The organism is Methylobacterium ajmalii, from assembly GCF_036448855.1.
GTDB lineage: Bacteria > Pseudomonadota > Alphaproteobacteria > Rhizobiales > Beijerinckiaceae > Methylobacterium > Methylobacterium ajmalii.
The window spans coordinates 96,874-113,161 of sequence record NZ_JAZFXT010000012.1 but is presented as its reverse complement, the minus strand read 5'-3'; the positions used below and the strand labels follow the sequence as shown (position 1 = coordinate 113,161).

The 16,288-nt window shown below is 72.8% G+C and carries 13 protein-coding genes, 1 tRNA gene and 1 rRNA gene; 5 read left to right on the top strand and 10 right to left on the bottom strand.

Features of this window, described 5'->3' with window-relative positions:
* A 5S ribosomal RNA gene (rrf, locus tag V3T34_RS05620) occupies positions 1–106 on the top strand; the annotation flags it as partial.
* 44 nt (positions 107–150) lie between these two features.
* Positions 151–227, top strand: a tRNA-Met gene (locus tag V3T34_RS05615).
* A gap of 203 nt (positions 228–430) precedes the next feature.
* Here V3T34_RS05615 and V3T34_RS05610 read toward each other — a convergent pair.
* From V3T34_RS05610 to V3T34_RS05575, 8 genes are all read right to left on the bottom strand, one after another.
* The gene (locus tag V3T34_RS05610) at positions 431–1,567 is read right to left on the bottom strand and encodes a M48 family metallopeptidase (RefSeq protein WP_305077570.1); all 1,137 of its coding nucleotides are present in this window, start codon (positions 1,565–1,567) and stop codon (positions 431–433) included.
* A gap of 3 nt (positions 1,568–1,570) precedes the next feature.
* Positions 1,571–2,836 (bottom strand): YjgN family protein, encoded by a 1,266-nt coding sequence (locus V3T34_RS05605; protein ID WP_305077569.1) that lies wholly within the window; start codon positions 2,834–2,836, stop codon positions 1,571–1,573.
* A 199-nt stretch (positions 2,837–3,035) separates the two neighbouring features.
* A complete protein-coding gene (locus tag V3T34_RS05600) occupies positions 3,036–3,437 on the bottom strand; it encodes a carboxymuconolactone decarboxylase family protein (RefSeq protein ID WP_305077568.1) in 402 nt (133 codons plus the stop codon).
* A complete protein-coding gene (locus V3T34_RS05595; protein ID WP_305077567.1) occupies positions 3,376–3,801 on the bottom strand; it encodes a MerR family transcriptional regulator in 426 nt (141 codons plus the stop codon). The genes V3T34_RS05600 and V3T34_RS05595 overlap by 62 nt, the downstream gene beginning before the upstream one ends.
* A gap of 86 nt (positions 3,802–3,887) precedes the next feature.
* Positions 3,888–6,968, bottom strand: coding sequence for an efflux RND transporter permease subunit (locus V3T34_RS05590; RefSeq protein ID WP_305077566.1), 3,081 nt, complete (start codon positions 6,966–6,968; stop codon positions 3,888–3,890).
* A gap of 76 nt (positions 6,969–7,044) precedes the next feature.
* Positions 7,045–8,130: an efflux RND transporter periplasmic adaptor subunit gene (locus V3T34_RS05585; RefSeq protein WP_060848235.1), complete on the bottom strand. Its 1,086-nt coding sequence runs from the start codon at positions 8,128–8,130 to the stop codon at positions 7,045–7,047.
* The gene (locus V3T34_RS05580; RefSeq protein WP_060848234.1) at positions 8,127–9,302 is read right to left on the bottom strand and encodes an efflux RND transporter periplasmic adaptor subunit; all 1,176 of its coding nucleotides are present in this window, start codon (positions 9,300–9,302) and stop codon (positions 8,127–8,129) included. The genes V3T34_RS05585 and V3T34_RS05580 overlap by 4 nt, the downstream gene beginning before the upstream one ends.
* 205 nt (positions 9,303–9,507) lie before the next feature.
* Entirely contained in the window at positions 9,508–9,780 is a 273-nt protein-coding gene (locus tag V3T34_RS05575; protein WP_305077565.1) for a hypothetical protein, read from the bottom strand.
* Positions 9,781–9,848: 68 nt separating this feature from the next.
* Between V3T34_RS05575 and V3T34_RS05570 the strand changes: the two genes are divergently transcribed.
* The 3 genes from V3T34_RS05570 to V3T34_RS05560 all read left to right on the top strand — a co-directional run bounded on the left by V3T34_RS05570 (position 9,849) and on the right by V3T34_RS05560 (position 12,435).
* Positions 9,849–10,559 carry a TetR/AcrR family transcriptional regulator gene (locus V3T34_RS05570; protein ID WP_305077564.1) on the top strand — a complete coding sequence of 237 codons (711 nt, stop codon included), beginning with the start codon at positions 9,849–9,851 and terminating at the stop codon, positions 10,557–10,559.
* Positions 10,560–10,789: 230 nt separating this feature from the next.
* Positions 10,790–11,434, top strand: coding sequence for a DUF1007 family protein (locus V3T34_RS05565; RefSeq protein ID WP_305077563.1), 645 nt, complete (start codon positions 10,790–10,792; stop codon positions 11,432–11,434).
* Positions 11,428–12,435 (top strand): nickel/cobalt transporter, encoded by a 1,008-nt coding sequence (locus tag V3T34_RS05560; RefSeq protein WP_331369109.1) that lies wholly within the window; start codon positions 11,428–11,430, stop codon positions 12,433–12,435. The genes V3T34_RS05565 and V3T34_RS05560 overlap by 7 nt, the downstream gene beginning before the upstream one ends.
* 37 nt (positions 12,436–12,472) lie before the next feature.
* Here the strand turns inward: V3T34_RS05560 and V3T34_RS05555 are convergent, their stop codons facing one another.
* Positions 12,473–13,369: an MBL fold metallo-hydrolase gene (locus tag V3T34_RS05555; RefSeq protein WP_091888374.1), complete on the bottom strand. Its 897-nt coding sequence runs from the start codon at positions 13,367–13,369 to the stop codon at positions 12,473–12,475.
* Between the two features lie 156 nt (positions 13,370–13,525).
* A complete protein-coding gene (locus V3T34_RS05550) occupies positions 13,526–16,240 on the bottom strand; it encodes an ATP-binding cassette domain-containing protein (protein ID WP_305077562.1) in 2,715 nt (904 codons plus the stop codon).
* Positions 16,241–16,288: the final 48 nt, after the last annotated feature.

The window sequence follows — 16,288 nt, the reverse complement described above, 5'->3', positions numbered from 1 at the left end:
AGAGCGGGGTGATCAGAACCCGATCCCATCTCGAACTCGGCCGTTAACCGCCCCAGCGCCTATGGTACTGTGTCTCAAGACACGGGAGAGTCGGTCACCGCCAGACCTGCCAAGCACGTCACACGTTCCCTCCTTGCGAAAACACCCTGGCGCGGGGTGGAGCAGCCCGGTAGCTCGTCAGGCTCATAACCTGAAGGTCACAGGTTCAAATCCTGTCCCCGCAACCAAACCACACGAAAAACCCCGCTCGGCGTCGCCGGCGGGGTTTTTCGTCGTTCGGATCATGCGATTTGCCGGCACCGACCCGGCCTGGCTCGCCGCCACGCCGTTGAGGGTTTTCAAATCCGGATGGTGGACGCGCCCCGTCGATGGTGACCGACTCCGGGCGCAGCGCGGCGGGGGGGCCTTCCGTTCTCGTCACTCTCGTCTTTCACGGCGGCGTCGCGCCGTGCGGCGTCCGCTCGGCGGGGGCGCAGATGCCACGCAGGGCGGTCCACGCGTCGGACGGCAGGATTTGTCGCCCGGCTGCGCCGGGACCGGCGAGTGCACGGATCGTGGTGGCGCGCTCGGCGGTGAGGGGGTGGCTGCGCAGGAGGTCGAGGTTCCCGCGCGGCCCGTCATCGGCGGCGATGCGCTCGAGGATGTCGGCCAGGGCGGCGGCGTTGCCGCCCGCGCGCGTCATCAGATCGACCGCGTAGGCGTCGGCCGCCCGCTCGGCCTCGCGGCTGTAGCCCGCCGAGAGCACCGCCTCGCCGACCGCCACGATCACCGTCGAGCCGGTGAGGTCGCCGAGTACGAGACTCAGCAGGAACGACGTGCCGGAGGCCCGGATCAGGGCGCGGGTCGGATCGCGTGCCCGGACATGGCCGAGCTCGTGGGCGAGCACCGCCGCGACCTCGTCGGGCGATCTCGCCCGCGCGATCAGGCCCGAGAGGAGCATCACCCGGGCGCCCGGCAGCGCGAGGGCGTTCGCCATGTCGTGGCGGCGCACGTTCACCGCGAGGTCCGCCGGCAGCGATTCGTCGGGGCGCCGCACTGCGACGAGCCGGGCGACGAGGCGGTCGAGGGCGGCGCGCCCGGCCTCTCCGGTGCAGGACGGCGGATGTCCCAGGACGCGCAACACCTGCGGCTCGACCACGGCGCCGAGACGCGCCTCGACGGCATCCGGCACCAGCGGGACCAGCAGGCGTGCCACGTACGGCACGCCGAAAAGCGCGACGAGCAGGACCGAGATCCCGGCGGCGACCGACCACAGCACGAGGCGCGCGGTGCCGCCCGCTCCCTCCCGCCGATGCAGATCCGGGCAGCGCTCCGCCAGGGCGGCGGCGAGCGCCGCATCCGCGAACTCGACCCGGTCCGGCGCGTGGCCTGGGCCGACCCGCATCAGCGGCGGCGGCGCATCCGCCGCCCGGAGGTCGAGCGGGTCCCAGTTCTTCGCGACGGCGCCGCCCGTGATCCGGAACCGCTCGTCGAGCCGCAGGCGCACCGGGTGCGGGCGCGCGCTGAGGCCGTCGAAGTAGCGGCCCTCGGCCTCGACGGGGGAGGTCTGCGGCAGCGGGTGTCCCACCGCTCAGAAGCCGATCTGGAGGGCGCCGCCGACGTCGAGCGCGTCGGCGAGGCCCTCCTGCAGGCCGCTGCCGGCACCCCGGGCCGAGGCGAGGATCGCCGCGAGCTCGTCCGGGTCGACGACCGTCAGGCTCGTCGCGACCGCGGCCCAGAGCCGGGCCTGCACCAGGCGGACATAGAGCACCGCCAACAGGGGCGCACCGCCGAGATAGGCCAGGACGACGGCCCAGTGGACCACGCCGATTCCCGCCTGCTGCGCGGCCAGGGTCAGGAGGCCGACCCCGAGGCCCAGTGCGAGCAGGAGGCCGACGAGCGCCGCCGCGTAGCGAAGATAGGCCGCGTAGAAGGTTCGGGCCCGCAGGGTCGAGGCGAGACGCACGCCGCCGAGGCGCAGGGCGTTCGCGAAAGCCCGGGCCTCGCGGGCGCGGTAGTACGGAAACAGCAGGAATGCTGCTACGAGGCAGACCGGGGCGGCGACGAACAGGGCGTTCGCGAGGTGGCCGATCGTCGCGCCCGCATAGGCCGGGTTGAGGATCGTCTCGCCCGCCTTGCCGCCGGGCTTCGGCACCATCAGGTCGGCCGGCAGAGAGAAGTCGGAGGCGACCAGCAGCGCGACGCCGAGCCCGATCGGTATCCCGAGACCGACGACATACAGCAGCAGCCACGGCCCCAGCACGCCGCGGCCGCGCGCCATCGAGCTCAGCCGGCTCGTACCGACCAGGGTGTGGCCGACGCGATAGCGCTCCTGGCTCGCGCGCATGAACGGGAAGGCGAGCCCGAAGCTCAGGTAGACGAGGAGCCACCAGCCCGCCGCCCGGGCCGCATAGACGAGGGCCGACCCGTCCTGGCCGAGCCGGATGCCGCGCCACAGCGTGCGCATCGCCCGGTAGCGGCGCCCGCGATAGAGCGCGTATTGCCCGAGCACGAACAGGGTGACGAAGGAGATCACGACCGAGAGCGGGGCCAGCGCCGGGACCGCGAGCGAGATCGCGAACAGGCCGAGATAGATCGGCACCAGAAGTGCCAGCGCCACCAGGAAGCCGAGAAAAAGCTCCTTGCCGGTGCCGGTATACTCGGCCGGCGACCCGTCGACGGCGGTGCGGCTCCAGAAGTAGCGCCGCAGGTCGGTGACGTACCAGAAGCGGTAGATCCCGAAGGTCACGAGCGAGAGCAGGACGCCCTTGAGGGCGAGCCGGGTCAGGCCGCCGAGCCGCGTGTCGAAGGTCACGGGCGCACCCCGCGGCGCAGGGCTTCGGCTCGCTTCGATCATGGTTGGGGTCATCCTGCCTCCCGGCGCCACGGACACTGGCGTGTGCCGTATCTTACGCAAGGAGAGGTGAAACGCCAGGGAAGGTTGTTGTTCGTCTCGACGTGTTCACGCCAGAGTCGCACGACTCGTCGCGTACCCACGGACGCGCACCCACGGGCGGAGCCGGATCACCGGCCCCGCCACCGGAGGACCGAGCGGCTCAGCCGGCCGCCTCACGCTCGGCGAACACCGCCTTGGCGGCGAACAGGCCGTTCAGCGCCGCCGGGAATCCGGCATAGACCGCCATCTGCATGAGAATCTCGACGATCTCCTCGCGCGAGAGACCGACGTTCAGTCCCGCCGCGATGTGCACCTTGAGTTGCGGGGTCGCGTTGCCCATCGCGGTCAGCGCCGCGATGGTGGCGATCTCGCGGGCGCGCAGGTCGAGGCCGGGGCGGCTGTAGATGTCGCCGAACGGGAACTCGAGCAGGTAGGTCGCGAAATCCGGGGCGATGTCGGCGAGCGAGGCGACGACCGCCTCTCCGGCATGGCCGTCGATCTCAGCGATGGCCCGGCGTCCGCGTTCCAGCCGGCTGTCGCCGGCCCGATGGTCCTGTGTCATGCGCCTGCATCCTCTCGTCGGTGCCGGCATAGCCGGCGATCTTGGTGTCGAGGACGAGAAGGCAATCCTGCAGCTCGGCGACGTGCGCGCGGACGCGCGCGCGGTGCCGTTCCAGCATCTCGCGGCGCTCCGCCTGCGTGGTGGGGCCGTCGTTTCGCAGGGCCGCGTAGCGCACCATCTCCCGGATCGGCATCCCGGTCGTCTTGAGACGGTCCAGGAAGGCGATCCAGGTCAGGATCGATGCGTCGTAGTCACGGTGGCTCGACCGGTTCCGGTCGGCGTAGGGGAGCAGCCCGATCCGCTCGTAGTAGCGGAGGGTGTGGGCGGTCAGTCCCGAACGCGCGGCCAGTTCCCCGATCCTCATGCGCACCTTCTCGCCACGACGCATCCGAGGCTAGGGGTTCGAGCGCGCTCGAAGTCAAGCGGCGGGCGGGTGGTGCGAGTCCGGCTTCACGTCCCGGCGGGAGCGTGACCGGGAGCGTGCCCTTCGCCCGTCTTCTGCGGCCGGATCCGGTACCAGCCGACATAGAGCGCCGGCAGGAAGAACAGGGTCAGGAAGGTCGCCGCGATGATGCCGCCGATCATCGCGTAGGCCATCGGCCCCCAGAAGACCTCGCGGGCGATCGGCACCATGCCGAGGCTCGCGGCGGCCGCGGTGAGCAGGATCGGGCGCATGCGGTGGCAGGTCGCCTCCACCACGGCGTCCCAGGGCGTCATGCCCTCGGCCTCGAACTCGTCGATCTGGGTCACCAGGATCACGGCGTTGCGGATGATGATGCCGATCAGCGCCAGGATGCCGAGGATCGCCACGAAGCCCATCGGGGCGCCCGACGGCAGCAGCGCCGCGACGACGCCGATCAGGCCGAGCGGGGCGACGCTCGAGACGAGGAACAGCTTCTGCACGCTCTGGAGCTGCACCATCAGGAAGAAGGCCATCACCAGCAGCATCACCGGCACCACCGCGGCGATCGGGCCCTGGCCCTTGGCGGCCTCCTCCACGGCGCCGCCGGTCGCGAGGTCGTAGCCGTCGGGCAGCTCCGCGCGGAACTGCGCCACCGCGGGGGCGAGCGCATCGACGACCGTCGGCGGCTGGGTCGCGTCGGTGATCGAGGCGCGCACCGTGATGGTCGGCATCCGGTCCCGGCGCCAGACGATCGGCTGCTCGAGGTCGTAGTGGATCTTGGCGAAGGCGAGCAGCGGCACGGTGGCGCCGCCGGCGGTCGGCACCTGCAGGCTCTGGAGCGTGTCGACGGAGCGGCGCTCAGGCCCCTGCGCCCGGCCGACCACGTCGACGAGGTAGATCGCATCGCGGACCTGGGTGATCGTGGTGCCGCCGACCACGCCGTTGAGGATGCCGGCGATGTCCTGCGAGGTCACGCCGAGCTGGCGCGCCTTGTCCTGCAGGATCTCGACCCGCAGGACCTTGCCGGGCTCGTTCCAGTCGAAGGTCGGCAGGCCGACATGCGGGTTCCGCGCCACCAGGTTGGTGAGCTTGAGCGCCTGCGCGCGCACCACCTGCAGGTCGGGGCCGCTGATCCGGTACTGGATCGGCCGGCCGACCGGGGGGCCGAGGTCGAGGGGATGGATGAACACGTCGGTGCCGACGAAGTCGCGCCGGGCGAGCGCGTTGAGCCGCGCCATGGTGCGGTCCCGGGCCTCCAGCGACACGGTCTCGATCACGATCTGGCCGAAGAAGGCGTTCGAGAGCTGCTGGTCGAGGGGCAGGTAGAAGCGGATCGCGCCCTGGCCGACGTAGGAACTCCAGCGCTTGATCTCGGAGTCGCCCTTCAGGGCCTCCTCGAACCGGTCCATCTGCGTCTTGGTCTCGGCGATGCTGGCGTTCTGCGGCAGGGTCATGTCGACCAGCACCTCGGGCCGGTCGGAGGCCGGGAAGAACTGCTGCTGGACGTGGCCCATGCCGACGACGGCGGCACCCAGCATCCCGACGCAGGCGGCCACGGTGATCCAGCGGAAGCGCATCGCCGGCAGCAGCAGGGCCCGGAACCCGTTGAGCAGGCGGCTCGGCTTCTCGTGGTGGCCCTTCATGGTCTTCGGCAGGATCTTCACGCCGATGAGAGGGGCGAACAGGACCGCCACCACCCAGGAGACGAGGAGCGAGGCCGCGATCACCACGAACAGCGAGTAGGTGTACTCGCCCGCCGCCGAGCCGTTGAAGCCGATCGGCAGGAAGCCCGCCACGGTGACGAGGGTGCCGGTGAGCATCGGGAAGGCGGTCGAGGTGTAGGCGAAGGTCGCGGCCTTGTGCAGGCTGTCGCCGGCCTCCAGCCGCGACACCATCATCTCGACGGTGATCATCGCGTCGTCGACGAGGAGGCCGAGCGCGATGATGAGGGCGCCGAGCGAGATGCGCTGCAGCGTGACCCCCATCACCTCCATGACGACGAACACGATGGCGAGCACCAGCGGGATCGAGAACGACACCACGAGGCCGGCCCGCATCCCGAGGCTCAGGAACGAGACCACGAGCACGATCACCACCGCCTCGACCAGCGCCTTGGTGAAGCCGCCGACCGCCTCTTCGACGATTCTGGGCTGGTCCGAGACGAGGTGGATGCCGACGCCGACGGGGAGCTCGGCCTCGACCTGGCGCATGCGGGACTTCAGGGCTTCGCCGAACTCGAGCAGGTTGCCGCTCTGCTGCATGGCGATGGCGAGCCCGATCGCCGGCCGGCCGTTGTAGCGGAAGAGCGCCTCGGGCGGATCGGTGTAGCCGCGCTCGATCTCGGCCACGTCCGAGAGGCGGAAGAAGCGGTCGTTGACCCGCAGGTTGATCGCCTTCAGGCTGTTCTCGTCGGTGAACTGCCCGCCGACCCGCACCGAGACCCGCTCCGGCCCGGCCTGGATCACGCCCGAGGGCGCCACCGCGTTCTGGGCCTGCAGGGTCTTGATCAGCGATTGCACGTCGACGCCGAGGCCCGCGAGCTTGCGGGTCGAGAAGCCGAGATAGATCACCTCGTTCTGGGCGCCGATGATCTGGGTCTTGCCGATGCTCGGCACCTTGATGATCCGGGTGCGCACCGTCTCGACGTAGTCGCGCAGCTGGCGCATCGAGAGCCCGTCGGCCGTGAAGGCGTAGACGTTGCCGTAGACGTCGCCGAACTCGTCGTTGAAGAACGGGCCCTGCATGCCTTGCGGGAAGGTGCCCTTGATGTCGCCGAGCCGCTTGCGGACCTGGTAGAACAGCCACGGGATCGTCTGCGGCGGGGTGGTGTCGCGCAGGTTCACGAACACCGTCGCCTGGCCCGGCGTGGTGTAGCTCTTGGTGTAGTCGACCGCGCCGATCTGCTGCAGCTCCTTCTCGATCCGGTCGGTGACCTGGTCGAGGGTGTCGCTGATCGTGGCGCCGGGCCACACCGCCTGCACCACCATGGTCTTGATCGCGAAGGCGGGGTCTTCCTCGCGGCCGAGCTTGCGATAGGACATCGCGCCGGCGACGATCGCCACCGCCATCAGGAACCAGACGAAGGAGCGGTGCGACAGCGCCCATTCGGAGAGGTTGAACGACTTCATCGGGCGCGGCCTCGCGCTGAAAGGGGTCTGGAAGGCGGGCCGGGTCGGGCCGCGCGCGAAAAAAATCAGGGAGCGGTCAGAGGCCCGAGGCGGTCAGGCGCACCGCCTGCCCGTCCTTCAGGCTGTGGACGCCCGCCACCACCACGGTCTCGCCGGCCTTGAGGCCGTCGCTCAAGGTCACCGCATCGTCGTCGTGGTGCGCGGTGTCGGAGACCGGGACCACCGCGACCTCGCGGCGGGCGACCGACTTGCCGTCCGGCGCGACCACCCAGACGCTGGTGCGGCTCTCCTCCCGCAGCAGGGCGGTGGCCGGCAGGGTGATGCGCGGCGGGGTGGCACGGGCCAAGGCCACCGTGATGGTGGTGCCCAGCCGGAACGCCTCCGGGGGCGCCGTGAGGGTCATGCGCACCCGGCGCGTGCGGGTCGCGGGGTCGGCCAGCGGCCCGATCTCGCGCACCCGGCCCTTGGCGGTGATGGTCGGGGCGGCCTGGAGCGTCACGGTGAACTCGGTGCCGGCCTTGATGCCGGCCATCAGCCCGTCCGGAATGTCGACCACCGCCTCGCGGATGTCGGGGCGGGCGAGCGTCACCACGACCTGGCCGGCGCTCACCACCTGGCCGACCTCGGCGCTCCAGGCGGTCACCACCCCGTCGACATCGGCCTTCAGGGTGGCGTAGCCGAGCTCGTCGGTCGCCTTCTGGAGGGCGGCCTTGGCCTGGGCCAGGCGCGCCGCGGCGGTGTCGCGGGTGGCGACCGCCGCGTCGAGGGCGGCCTGGGTGACGTTGCCGCCGTCGAACAGGGTGCGCTGGCGTCCCTCGACGGCGTTGGCGTTGGCGAGCTGCGCCTCGGCGTCGGTGACGTCGGCCCGGGCCCGGGTGACGGCGAATTGCAGCACGGTGGGATCGAGGGCGGCGAGGCGCGCGCCCTTGGGCACGAGGTCGCCGACATAGACGTCGCGGGCGACCATCCGGCCCGGCACCCGGAACCCGGCCTGGGTCTGGTAACGCGGCTCGACCGTGCCGGCGAAGGGCCCGAAGGTCTCGGCGGTGCGGATCTCGACCTTCGTGGTCAGCACCGGGCGCACCGGCGGCGGCGCCTCGGCCTTCTTCTCCTGGCAGGCGGCGAGGAGGACGAGGACTGCGAGGGCGGGGACGTGCTTCACTTCCCGTCCTCCCCGACCACCGCGACCGCCTGGCCGGGGCGCAGGAGCTGGATCCCGGCGGTCACCACCCGCTCGCCCGGCGCGACGCCGTCCGACAGCACGATGGCCGAGCCGGCGTAGCGGTCGATCGTGACGGTCTTCGGCGCGACGGTGCCGCTGCCCGGATCGAGCACCCAGACCGCCGGCTGGTCCTGCCAGCGAAACAGCGCGCTCCAGGGCAGGCTGATCGCCTGCCGGGCGCGGAAGCGGCCGAGGCCCGCCACCGTCGACCCGAGCGACATCTCGGGCGGTACGGCCGAGAGGCCGATCTTCACCCGCACGCCGCCCGAGGACGGATCGACCGCCGGCGAGATCTCCCGGACCGTCCCGGTGGTGCGCACCCGCGGATCGGACAGGAGGATGATGTCGACGGTCTTGCCCTCCGGCGGCTCGGCGAGCAGCGTCTCGGAGACGATGAACACCGCGTCCCGCGGCCCGTCCTGGGCGAGCGTGAACACGGTCTGGCCCGACTGGACCACCTGGCCTGCCTCGGCGTTGCGCGCCGTGATCATGCCGGCGACCCCGGTCTTCAGCTCGGTGTAGGAGAATTGCTCGCGGGCGTTGCCCAAAGCCGCCTTGGCGGATTCGACGGAGGCCTGGGTGGTGCGCAGGGTCTGCTCGGCCTGGTCGTAGGCGGTGCGGGTGGTGTAGCCGCTGCGCATCAGGGATTGCTGGCGCTCGAAGCCGACCTTGGCCTGGGTCAAGAGCGCCTCGGCCGAGGCGAGCGCGGCTTGCGCGGTGTCGACGTTGACCTGCTGCTCCTGCGGCTCGAGCCGGGCCAGCACCTGGTCGGCGGTGACGTGCTCGCCGACCTCGACCAGGCGCTCCTGGATCTTGCCGCTGACCCGGAACGCGATGTTGCTCAGGAACTTGGCCTGGATGTCGCCGGTCAGCACGACCTCGGCCGAGACCGGGGCGAGCGCCGCGGTGACCACCCGGACCTCGGCAAGCGCGCCTGCAGGTTTCGCGTCCTGCGCCGCGGCCGGCTTCGCCTCGTCCTTGGCCGTCGGGGCGGGCGCGTCGGCGCGGGCCTGGCCGGCGAGGGTTTGCCCACCGAGAATCTGCCCTGCAAGGAGCAGGGCGGTGACCACGGCCGAGCGGTGGAGGCCCCGGAGGGTCGGGCTGGATCTCATGGTCGTCGAGCGTACCGGTTCGGCGTGGGACGGGAAGCCCCGAAGGACAGCACGGGCGGGGGGTGGATGTGAAGGAGCGGCCGCGAGGGGGCGGGTGCGGCCGCTCCTTCCAGATGCGGCGGACCGCCCGCGAGGGGAGGCGTCGCCGCATCTGTGGGTGAGGCCCCGGCGACGGACCGGGGCGAAGGCGAAAGGACGTGCCGGCTCAGAGCCGGCCCTGCTCGACCACGCAGGTCGTGCAGGGCGCCGCCACCGGATCGACGCGGGTCCAGGCGAGCAGCCCGGCCCAGCCGGCGATGGCGACGAGCACCAGGGCGAGCGCCGGCACGGCGCCGCGCCGGGGCAGCAGCGGATGCGCGCGGGAGGACGCGGGAGCGTGCAGGTCGAGGCCGTTGGCCAGGCGGGTGAACCCGGGCCAGGTCGGTTGGGTTGGACGAGACCGGCGGATCTGGGACGGGCACATCACCGTGCGGGCCATGGCGCGCTCCTTGAAGGCGACCCCTGTCTCGTACTAATAACTGACCAGGCAGTCAATAAGGGTACGAGATGGCAGTGGCGGGACAGCGCCGGCGGCGCAAGGAGGAGCGGCCCGGCGAGATCGTGGAGGCGGCGTTCGAGGAATTCGCCCGCAGCGGCTTCATGGCGACCAAGCTCGACGACGTGGCGGCCCGCGCCGGCATCACCAAGGGCACGATCTACCTGTACTTCCCGAGCAAGGAGGACCTGTTCCTTGCCACGATGCACGAGATGAGCCGTCCCTCGCGCGAGCACCTGGCGGCCCTCACCGCCGCCCCGCAGGGCTCCGCCATGGCGATCCTGCGCACCCACTTCGCCTTCGAATACGCGCAGATGGTCGAGGACCGGCGCACCCGGGAGATCATCCGGATGCTGCTCGCGGAGGTCAGCCGCTTCCCCGACCTCGCCGATCGCTGGCGCGCCGAGGTGATCGGCCCGGAGGTGGAGGCCCTGCGCCGGGTCGTCCGCTACGGGGTCGAGCGGGGCGAGTTCCGGCCTTCCGCCGCCGAGCAATTCCCCCACCTGCTCTTCGCCCCCGTCATCATGGCCTGTACCTGGCGGCTGATGTTCGGCGACGACCACGCCCTCGACGGGCCGGCCTACCTGGACGGGCATCTCGACCTGCTGGAGCGGGGGCTGATGTGCGGTTCCCGCCCGAACCCTCCCCCCTCTGCGGAGGAGGGTGCCCCGCGGAGCGGGACGGGAGAGGGGACGACGCTTCCGGAGGGGTCGCGACCATGATGAAGGGCACCTAATCCTGAAGTGTCGCGCTGCCCCTCTCCCGGCCCCCTCCGGGTGCCACCCTCCCCCGCAGAGAGGGGAGGATTCGGGCGCGGTCCTTCGTATTTCGGAGCCCGTCCCCCACCGCCCCGCTCCCGCCGCAATGCGGCGGGACCAGTGCGCCACCGGGGGCGCGACGCGCTTCACCACCGCTTCACCACGACGGGCGAGCGTCGCCGAAGGACATCGTCATGCTGCGCCCGTCCCGTCTCCTCGTCGGCCTCCTGCCTGCCGCCCTCGCCGCGGCGACGCCGGCTCTCGCGCATCCGCACGTCTGGATCGCCACCCGGGCCGAGCTCGATTACGGGCCCGACGGGGTCCTGCGGGCGGTGCGCCACGCCTGGACCTTCGATCCGACCTATTCCGCCTTCGCGATCCAGGGGCTGGGCCAATCGATGACCGGGCCGGTCAACCCGGCCGCACTCGCCGCGCTTGCCCGGGACAACGCCGAGAACCTCGCCGACAACGCCTACTTCACGGTGCTGAAGGTCAACGGCCGCAAGGTCGATCTCGGCGCCGCCGCCGAACCGGCGATGACCTTCTCGGACGGGCAGCTGACCCTGCGCTTCACCCTGCCGCTCAAGACGCCGGTCGCCGGCACGGCCTCGCTCGAGGTCTACGACCCGACCTACTTCGTCGCCTTCAGCCTCGCCGAGGGCGGCGAGGTCGCGACGCTGGTCGGCGCGCCGGCCGCCTGCCGCGTCACCGCGCACCGGCCCAAGACTACCGCGCCCGCGCCCGCCGCCACCGGCATGTCGGAGGCCTTCTTCGAGGCGATCACCGCCGCCTCGACCTACGGCGTGCAGTTCGCCAACCGGATCGTCGTCGCGTGCTGACCCGCGCCCTTCCCCTCGCTCTCCCCTCCCGCGGAATCCAGCGCCTGCTGCTGGCTGCCCTCGCGGTCCTCGCCGCCGCCGCCCTGCTGGCGGTCCTGCTCGGGCTGCTCGCTCCCGGCTTCCGGGCGCCGCCGCGCTCGCCTTTCGGCATCGGCTTTCGCGAGGCGAGCCCGAACGGCGCCACGAGCCTCGGCGCCTGGCTGCTCGCCATGCAGGCCGGCTTCTCGCGGGCGCTCCAGGCCGCGGTTTCGGCGGTCAAGGACGGCCGGGACGGGGCCCCGACCCTCGTCGGTCTCGGTTTCGCCTACGGGGTGCTGCATGCCGCTGGGCCCGGCCACGGCAAGGCGGTGATCGCCGGCTACCTGATGGCCGGCGAGCGCGCCCTGAAGCGCGGCTTCACCTTGAGCCTGCTGGCGGCCCTGCTCCAGGCGGTCGTCGCCCTGGCGCTGGTCGGCGGCGGCGCGGTGGTGCTGCGCCTCACCGCCGCCGGCCTCAACCAGGCCGGCACGGTGATCGAGACCGCGGGCTTTGCCTGCGTGGCGGTGCTCGGGGCCGCGGTGACCTGGCGCAAGGCCGGGCAGCTCGCGCGCCTCCTCAACCGCGAGGCGGGGCCGGCCTGCGGGCCGGGCTGCGGCCATGCCGGCCTTGCCGACGGAACCAGGGTCGAGCGGCTGGCGGGCTGGCGCGAGCAGGCCGGCGTGGTGCTGGCCGCCGGGACCCGCCCCTGCGCCGGGGCGATCCTGGTGCTGGTCTTCGCCCTGTCGCAGGGCATCCTGTGGGCGGGTGTCGCCGCGACCCTGGCGATGGCGCTCGGCACCGCGATCACCACCGGAATCCTGGCGGCGCTCGCAGTCTTCGCCAAGGCGCTCGCCCTGCGGCTCGCCGGGGGGCGCGGCCAGGGCGGGGCGATCGCGGTCGGCGTGCTCGAATTGTGGGCCGCCGCCTTCGTGCTGGTGCTGGGCGCCGGCCTTCTCTCGGGCTGGGCCGCGACGGCGTTCTGATCGGGCAACCCCGATTGTACCACCCGATCGGGCGACTTCAGGCGACCTGGGCGACCCGCCGTCGCGGGCTCGCCTCCGCGACGGCCGCGAAGGTGATCTCCTGGCGTTCGCGGGCCACGAAGGCGCCGGGCATCTGGCCCTGCATCTGGACCTCCAGGTCGCGCAGCAGCGAATCGGTGTGCTGCGGGTAGAGGTGCACGATGGCGAGTTTGCCGACGCCGCCGGCCTGACACAGCTCGACGCCCTTCTGCCAGGTCGAGTGTCCCCAGCCGCGGCAGGACGGGTACTCGCCCTGGGTGAACATGCCGTCATAGACCACCAGGTCGGCGCCGCGCACGAAGTCGAGGAGCGCCGGGTCGGGCCAGGGCTCGGAATGCTCGAGGTCGCTGATGTAGCAGGCCGAGCGGCCGGCATGCCGGAAGCGGTAGCCGGTGGCGCCCTGGGGATGCTGCAGCGGGATGGTGTCGACGACCGCCCCGTCCGGGAAGGTCAGGCTCTCGCCGGCCCGGAACCCGTGATGCACGAAGCGGGCGGGGAACATGTCGAGGGTGATCGGGAAGAGCGGCGGCGAGAAGAGCCGGTCGAGGGGCTCGGCGGCGCTCTGCCCGTCGAGGTTGCCGCACCAGGTGTGGATCTCGCGGGAGGGGTCGAGGACCGCCGGCTTCATGAACGGCAGGCCGCCGACATGGTCGAGGTGGAGGTGGCTGAGCAGCAGGTCCACCCGCTGGGGCACCCGGTCGCGGTGGTGGGCACCGAACGCGTTGATGCCGGTGCCGGCATCGATCACGAACAGCCGTTCGCCGCAGCGGACCTCGACGCAGGGCGTATGCCCGCCGAATTCCACGAAATCGGGGCCCGAGGCGCAGGTCGACCCCCTGACGCCCCAGAACCGGAGCGTCAAGCCGGCTTCCATGAGAGGACCCCTCGTTGTCATGCCGGTGACCGTGATGGGGGTTGCAGGGGATGGATGTGCGACAACGCACATGGCGAATGCTCCGGCCGGACAGACCGGCAAGACACGGGTGGGAACTCTACACGAAAGATGTGCAGCACGAACGGTGAGCACAAGACGAAGGTTCCCCCGGACGGCCTAATCTGCCGTTAAGCGAGTGCGGTCCCGCACCGGCTCTGTGGATGACTCGGTCGCCGGGGACGACGCGGCGGCCCGGTCCCCGAACGGCGCGGTCCGCGCGGCATCCGGCGGCCCGCCGGCCCGCACCACGGTGGTGCGCTCGGCCCGCAGCACGACGTCGAAGGGGGCGGCCTCGTCCGGCCGGCACTCGGCCGGCAGGCAGACTACGAGGCCGCGGCCGGCCCGCGCCGCCCGCAGCCGCTCGATGCCCGCCATCACCTCGGGGGCGCCGCGGTCGTCGAGGGCGAGGCCGACCACCAGGATGTCGGGACGGCGCACCAGGCAGCGGGCGAGGTCGATCGCCGCGCGCTCGAACGGCGTGAAGCCGTCGCGGCCGCCGAGCCCGCTCTCCGCCGCCCGCGGGTCGACCTGGCTCGCCAGGCCGAAGCGGTAGACCGTGCGCTCGAGGCCGCGCTCGCGCAGCACCGCCTGCATCAGGGCGCGCACCCGTGCGCCCGCCCCGGCCTCCGCCCCGGCCACGCGGCCGAACAGCAGGTTCTCCTCCAGGCTCGCCGCCGCGGTGACCTTGCCGGGATCGTAGAACTCGACCGAGCCGGTGAGCGAGGCCGGCAGCAGGGCCGCGAAGGTGCGCCGCGCCGCGACGAGGCGCGCCTCCATCGCCTCGTCGATGAGGCCGAAGCGGTGCCGGGTCTCGCTGTAGCGCAGGCACAGGCCGATCAGCCGGGCGCGGTCGCGCTGGCCGGCGGGGCCGCGGCGCCAGCCGGAGGCCTCGGGCTGGCGCGCCACCAGGTCCTCGAAGAAGCCGCGCTCGCGCGCCGGAAACAGCGAGAACGCGTCGAAGAGCGGGTGGTCGTCCGGCAGGTCGGAAAAAATCTCGACGGTGGCCCGGGCGATGGCGAGCCCCATCTCGGTCATCGGCCGGGTCAGGCCTTCGGCCTCCAGCACTGCCCGGGTGAAGGGGTGGCCGGCGAGCCGCGCCTCCGAGAATGCCGAGCCGACCGGGGCGCCGAACAGGATGTTCTCGCCCACCGTCGCCTGGCGGTTGTAGCGGGCGGGGTCGAACGGCTCGATCAGATGGGCGGCGTGGTCGGCGGCGAGCGCCGCCCGCAGGGCGTCCCGGGTCTCGACGATGGCCGCGGCGGTCGTGGCGTCGAGGCGGCGCGGCAGCACGCTGGCCAGCCCGCGCCCGTAGACCAGCCGGTCGAGCCCGGTGACCGACAGCGCCTCGACCAGGCGTTCCTCCAGCTCACCGGCGTTGGGCGTGCTCGCGTCGGGGCTCGATCCGTCGGCGAAGGCGGGGTCGCCGTAGAGGATGTTCTGCAGGAGCGTGCCGCTCATCAGCACCGGCTCGCCGCCCGCATAGGCGATGCGGCGCGCCCGCTCCGCAGGCTCGACCGAGCGCAGGTCGGTGCCCGCATAGGTCACCGCCCCGGCGGTCGGCTCGAGCTGGCCGGCGATCAGGGCGGCCAGCACCCGGCTGCCGCTGCCGCGGTCGCCCAGGATCGCGACGTGGCTCGGCATCGGCAGCGAGAGATCGAGGCCGATCAGGCGCTCGCCCGAGGCCGGATCGTAGGCCGCCACGGTCGAGAGCACGATCGGCCCGCCGTCCGGCAGGGGAGCGGACTGGCTGCGCAGCCGGCGCGGCGCCCGGGCGCGGGCCTCCAGCGAGGCGGCGGCGCGGGCGATCTCCCGGAAGGCCGGCAGGGCGGCGCGGCGCCGCCGGCTCTGGCGCAGGAAGGCCGCCACCGCGCTCGAGGCGATCGCGAGCGCCCCCAGCACTGCCGACAGGCCGCCGGCGCTCACCGGCGCGGCGGGGGCGGGGGCCTGCCACAGGGCGGCCGCCAGCATCACGGTCGGCACCAGCACCGCCAGGGCGAGGGCCGGGGCGCGGGCGCGGGAGAGGTCGTTCTCGGTCTCGGTGAGGGCCCGGCGCGCCCGCTCGGCGACGTGGCCGAGGCGGGCATGCTCGAAGGCGGTGGTGCCGTGGGCCCGCACCGCCGGCAGCCGCCGCACGAGGTCGGTCAGTCCGCGCTCGAGGGCGGCGCCCTCGAGCCGGCGCTGGTCGTCCCGGCGCTCGGTCCGGGCGATGAGGAGCTGGCGGGCGAGCGCCGCGGCGACGAGGCTGATGCCCGCCGCCGCCACGAGACGCGGCGCCACCGCGGCGGCGACCGCCAGCGCCAGGAGCACGCTGCCCGCGGCGAGCGCCGGGACCAGGATGCCGACGGCGAGGAGCCCGTCGGCGGCGCGGATCGCCGCCCCGACCTGGCCGGCGAGCGCCCGGGCGTCGTCCCGGGCGGCCGGCCCGGAGCGCAGGATCGCGTCCTCGGCCACCTCGCGCAGGCGGCGCACCGCCTCGGCCTGCGCCGTCACGCAGAGCCGCGCCACGCCCCAGCCGAGCCCGGCGAGCGCCAGGGCGACGAGGATCAGGGCGCCGAGAGCCCACAGGGTCAGGGCGCTCTCGGGCAGCGGCCAGCCGCCCACCAGCACCAGCCCGTGGCCGCCGAGGCGCTCGGGCAGCGGCACGACGAGGTGCAGGAAGTGGATCGGCCCGCGCCCCGGCTCGGCAAGGGCCAGGAGCTCGTCGACGAGATCGCGCAGGGCGAGCAGCCCGAGCCCGACCAGGGGCGCGCCGAGCCCGAGGGCGACCGCGATGGCGGCGGCGTGCCGGCGCTTGGCGCTGCGCCAGGCGAAGACGATCGGATCGCGGTCCATCAGAGCGGGCGACGGAACCGCGGGGCGGGGGCGCCCGGACGCCGCAGG

Excerpts from the sequence above, each read along its gene's own strand:
- V3T34_RS05605 (WP_305077569.1), bottom strand. The coding sequence starts at position 2,836 with ATGATCGAAGCGAGCCGAAGCCCTGCGCCGCGGGGTGCGCCCGTGACC.
- V3T34_RS05600 (WP_305077568.1), bottom strand. The coding sequence starts at position 3,437 with ATGACACAGGACCATCGGGCCGGCGACAGCCGGCTGGAACGCGGACGC.
- V3T34_RS05595 (WP_305077567.1), bottom strand. The coding sequence starts at position 3,801 with ATGAGGATCGGGGAACTGGCCGCGCGTTCGGGACTGACCGCCCACACC.
- V3T34_RS05590 (WP_305077566.1), bottom strand. The coding sequence starts at position 6,968 with ATGAAGTCGTTCAACCTCTCCGAATGGGCGCTGTCGCACCGCTCCTTC.
- V3T34_RS05580 (WP_060848234.1), bottom strand. The coding sequence starts at position 9,302 with ATGAGATCCAGCCCGACCCTCCGGGGCCTCCACCGCTCGGCCGTGGTC.
- V3T34_RS05575 (WP_305077565.1), bottom strand. The coding sequence starts at position 9,780 with ATGGCCCGCACGGTGATGTGCCCGTCCCAGATCCGCCGGTCTCGTCCA.
- V3T34_RS05570 (WP_305077564.1), top strand. The coding sequence starts at position 9,849 with ATGGCAGTGGCGGGACAGCGCCGGCGGCGCAAGGAGGAGCGGCCCGGC.
- V3T34_RS05565 (WP_305077563.1), top strand. The coding sequence starts at position 10,790 with ATGCTGCGCCCGTCCCGTCTCCTCGTCGGCCTCCTGCCTGCCGCCCTC.
- V3T34_RS05555 (WP_091888374.1), bottom strand. The coding sequence starts at position 13,369 with ATGACAACGAGGGGTCCTCTCATGGAAGCCGGCTTGACGCTCCGGTTC.
- V3T34_RS05550 (WP_305077562.1), bottom strand. The coding sequence starts at position 16,240 with ATGGACCGCGATCCGATCGTCTTCGCCTGGCGCAGCGCCAAGCGCCGG.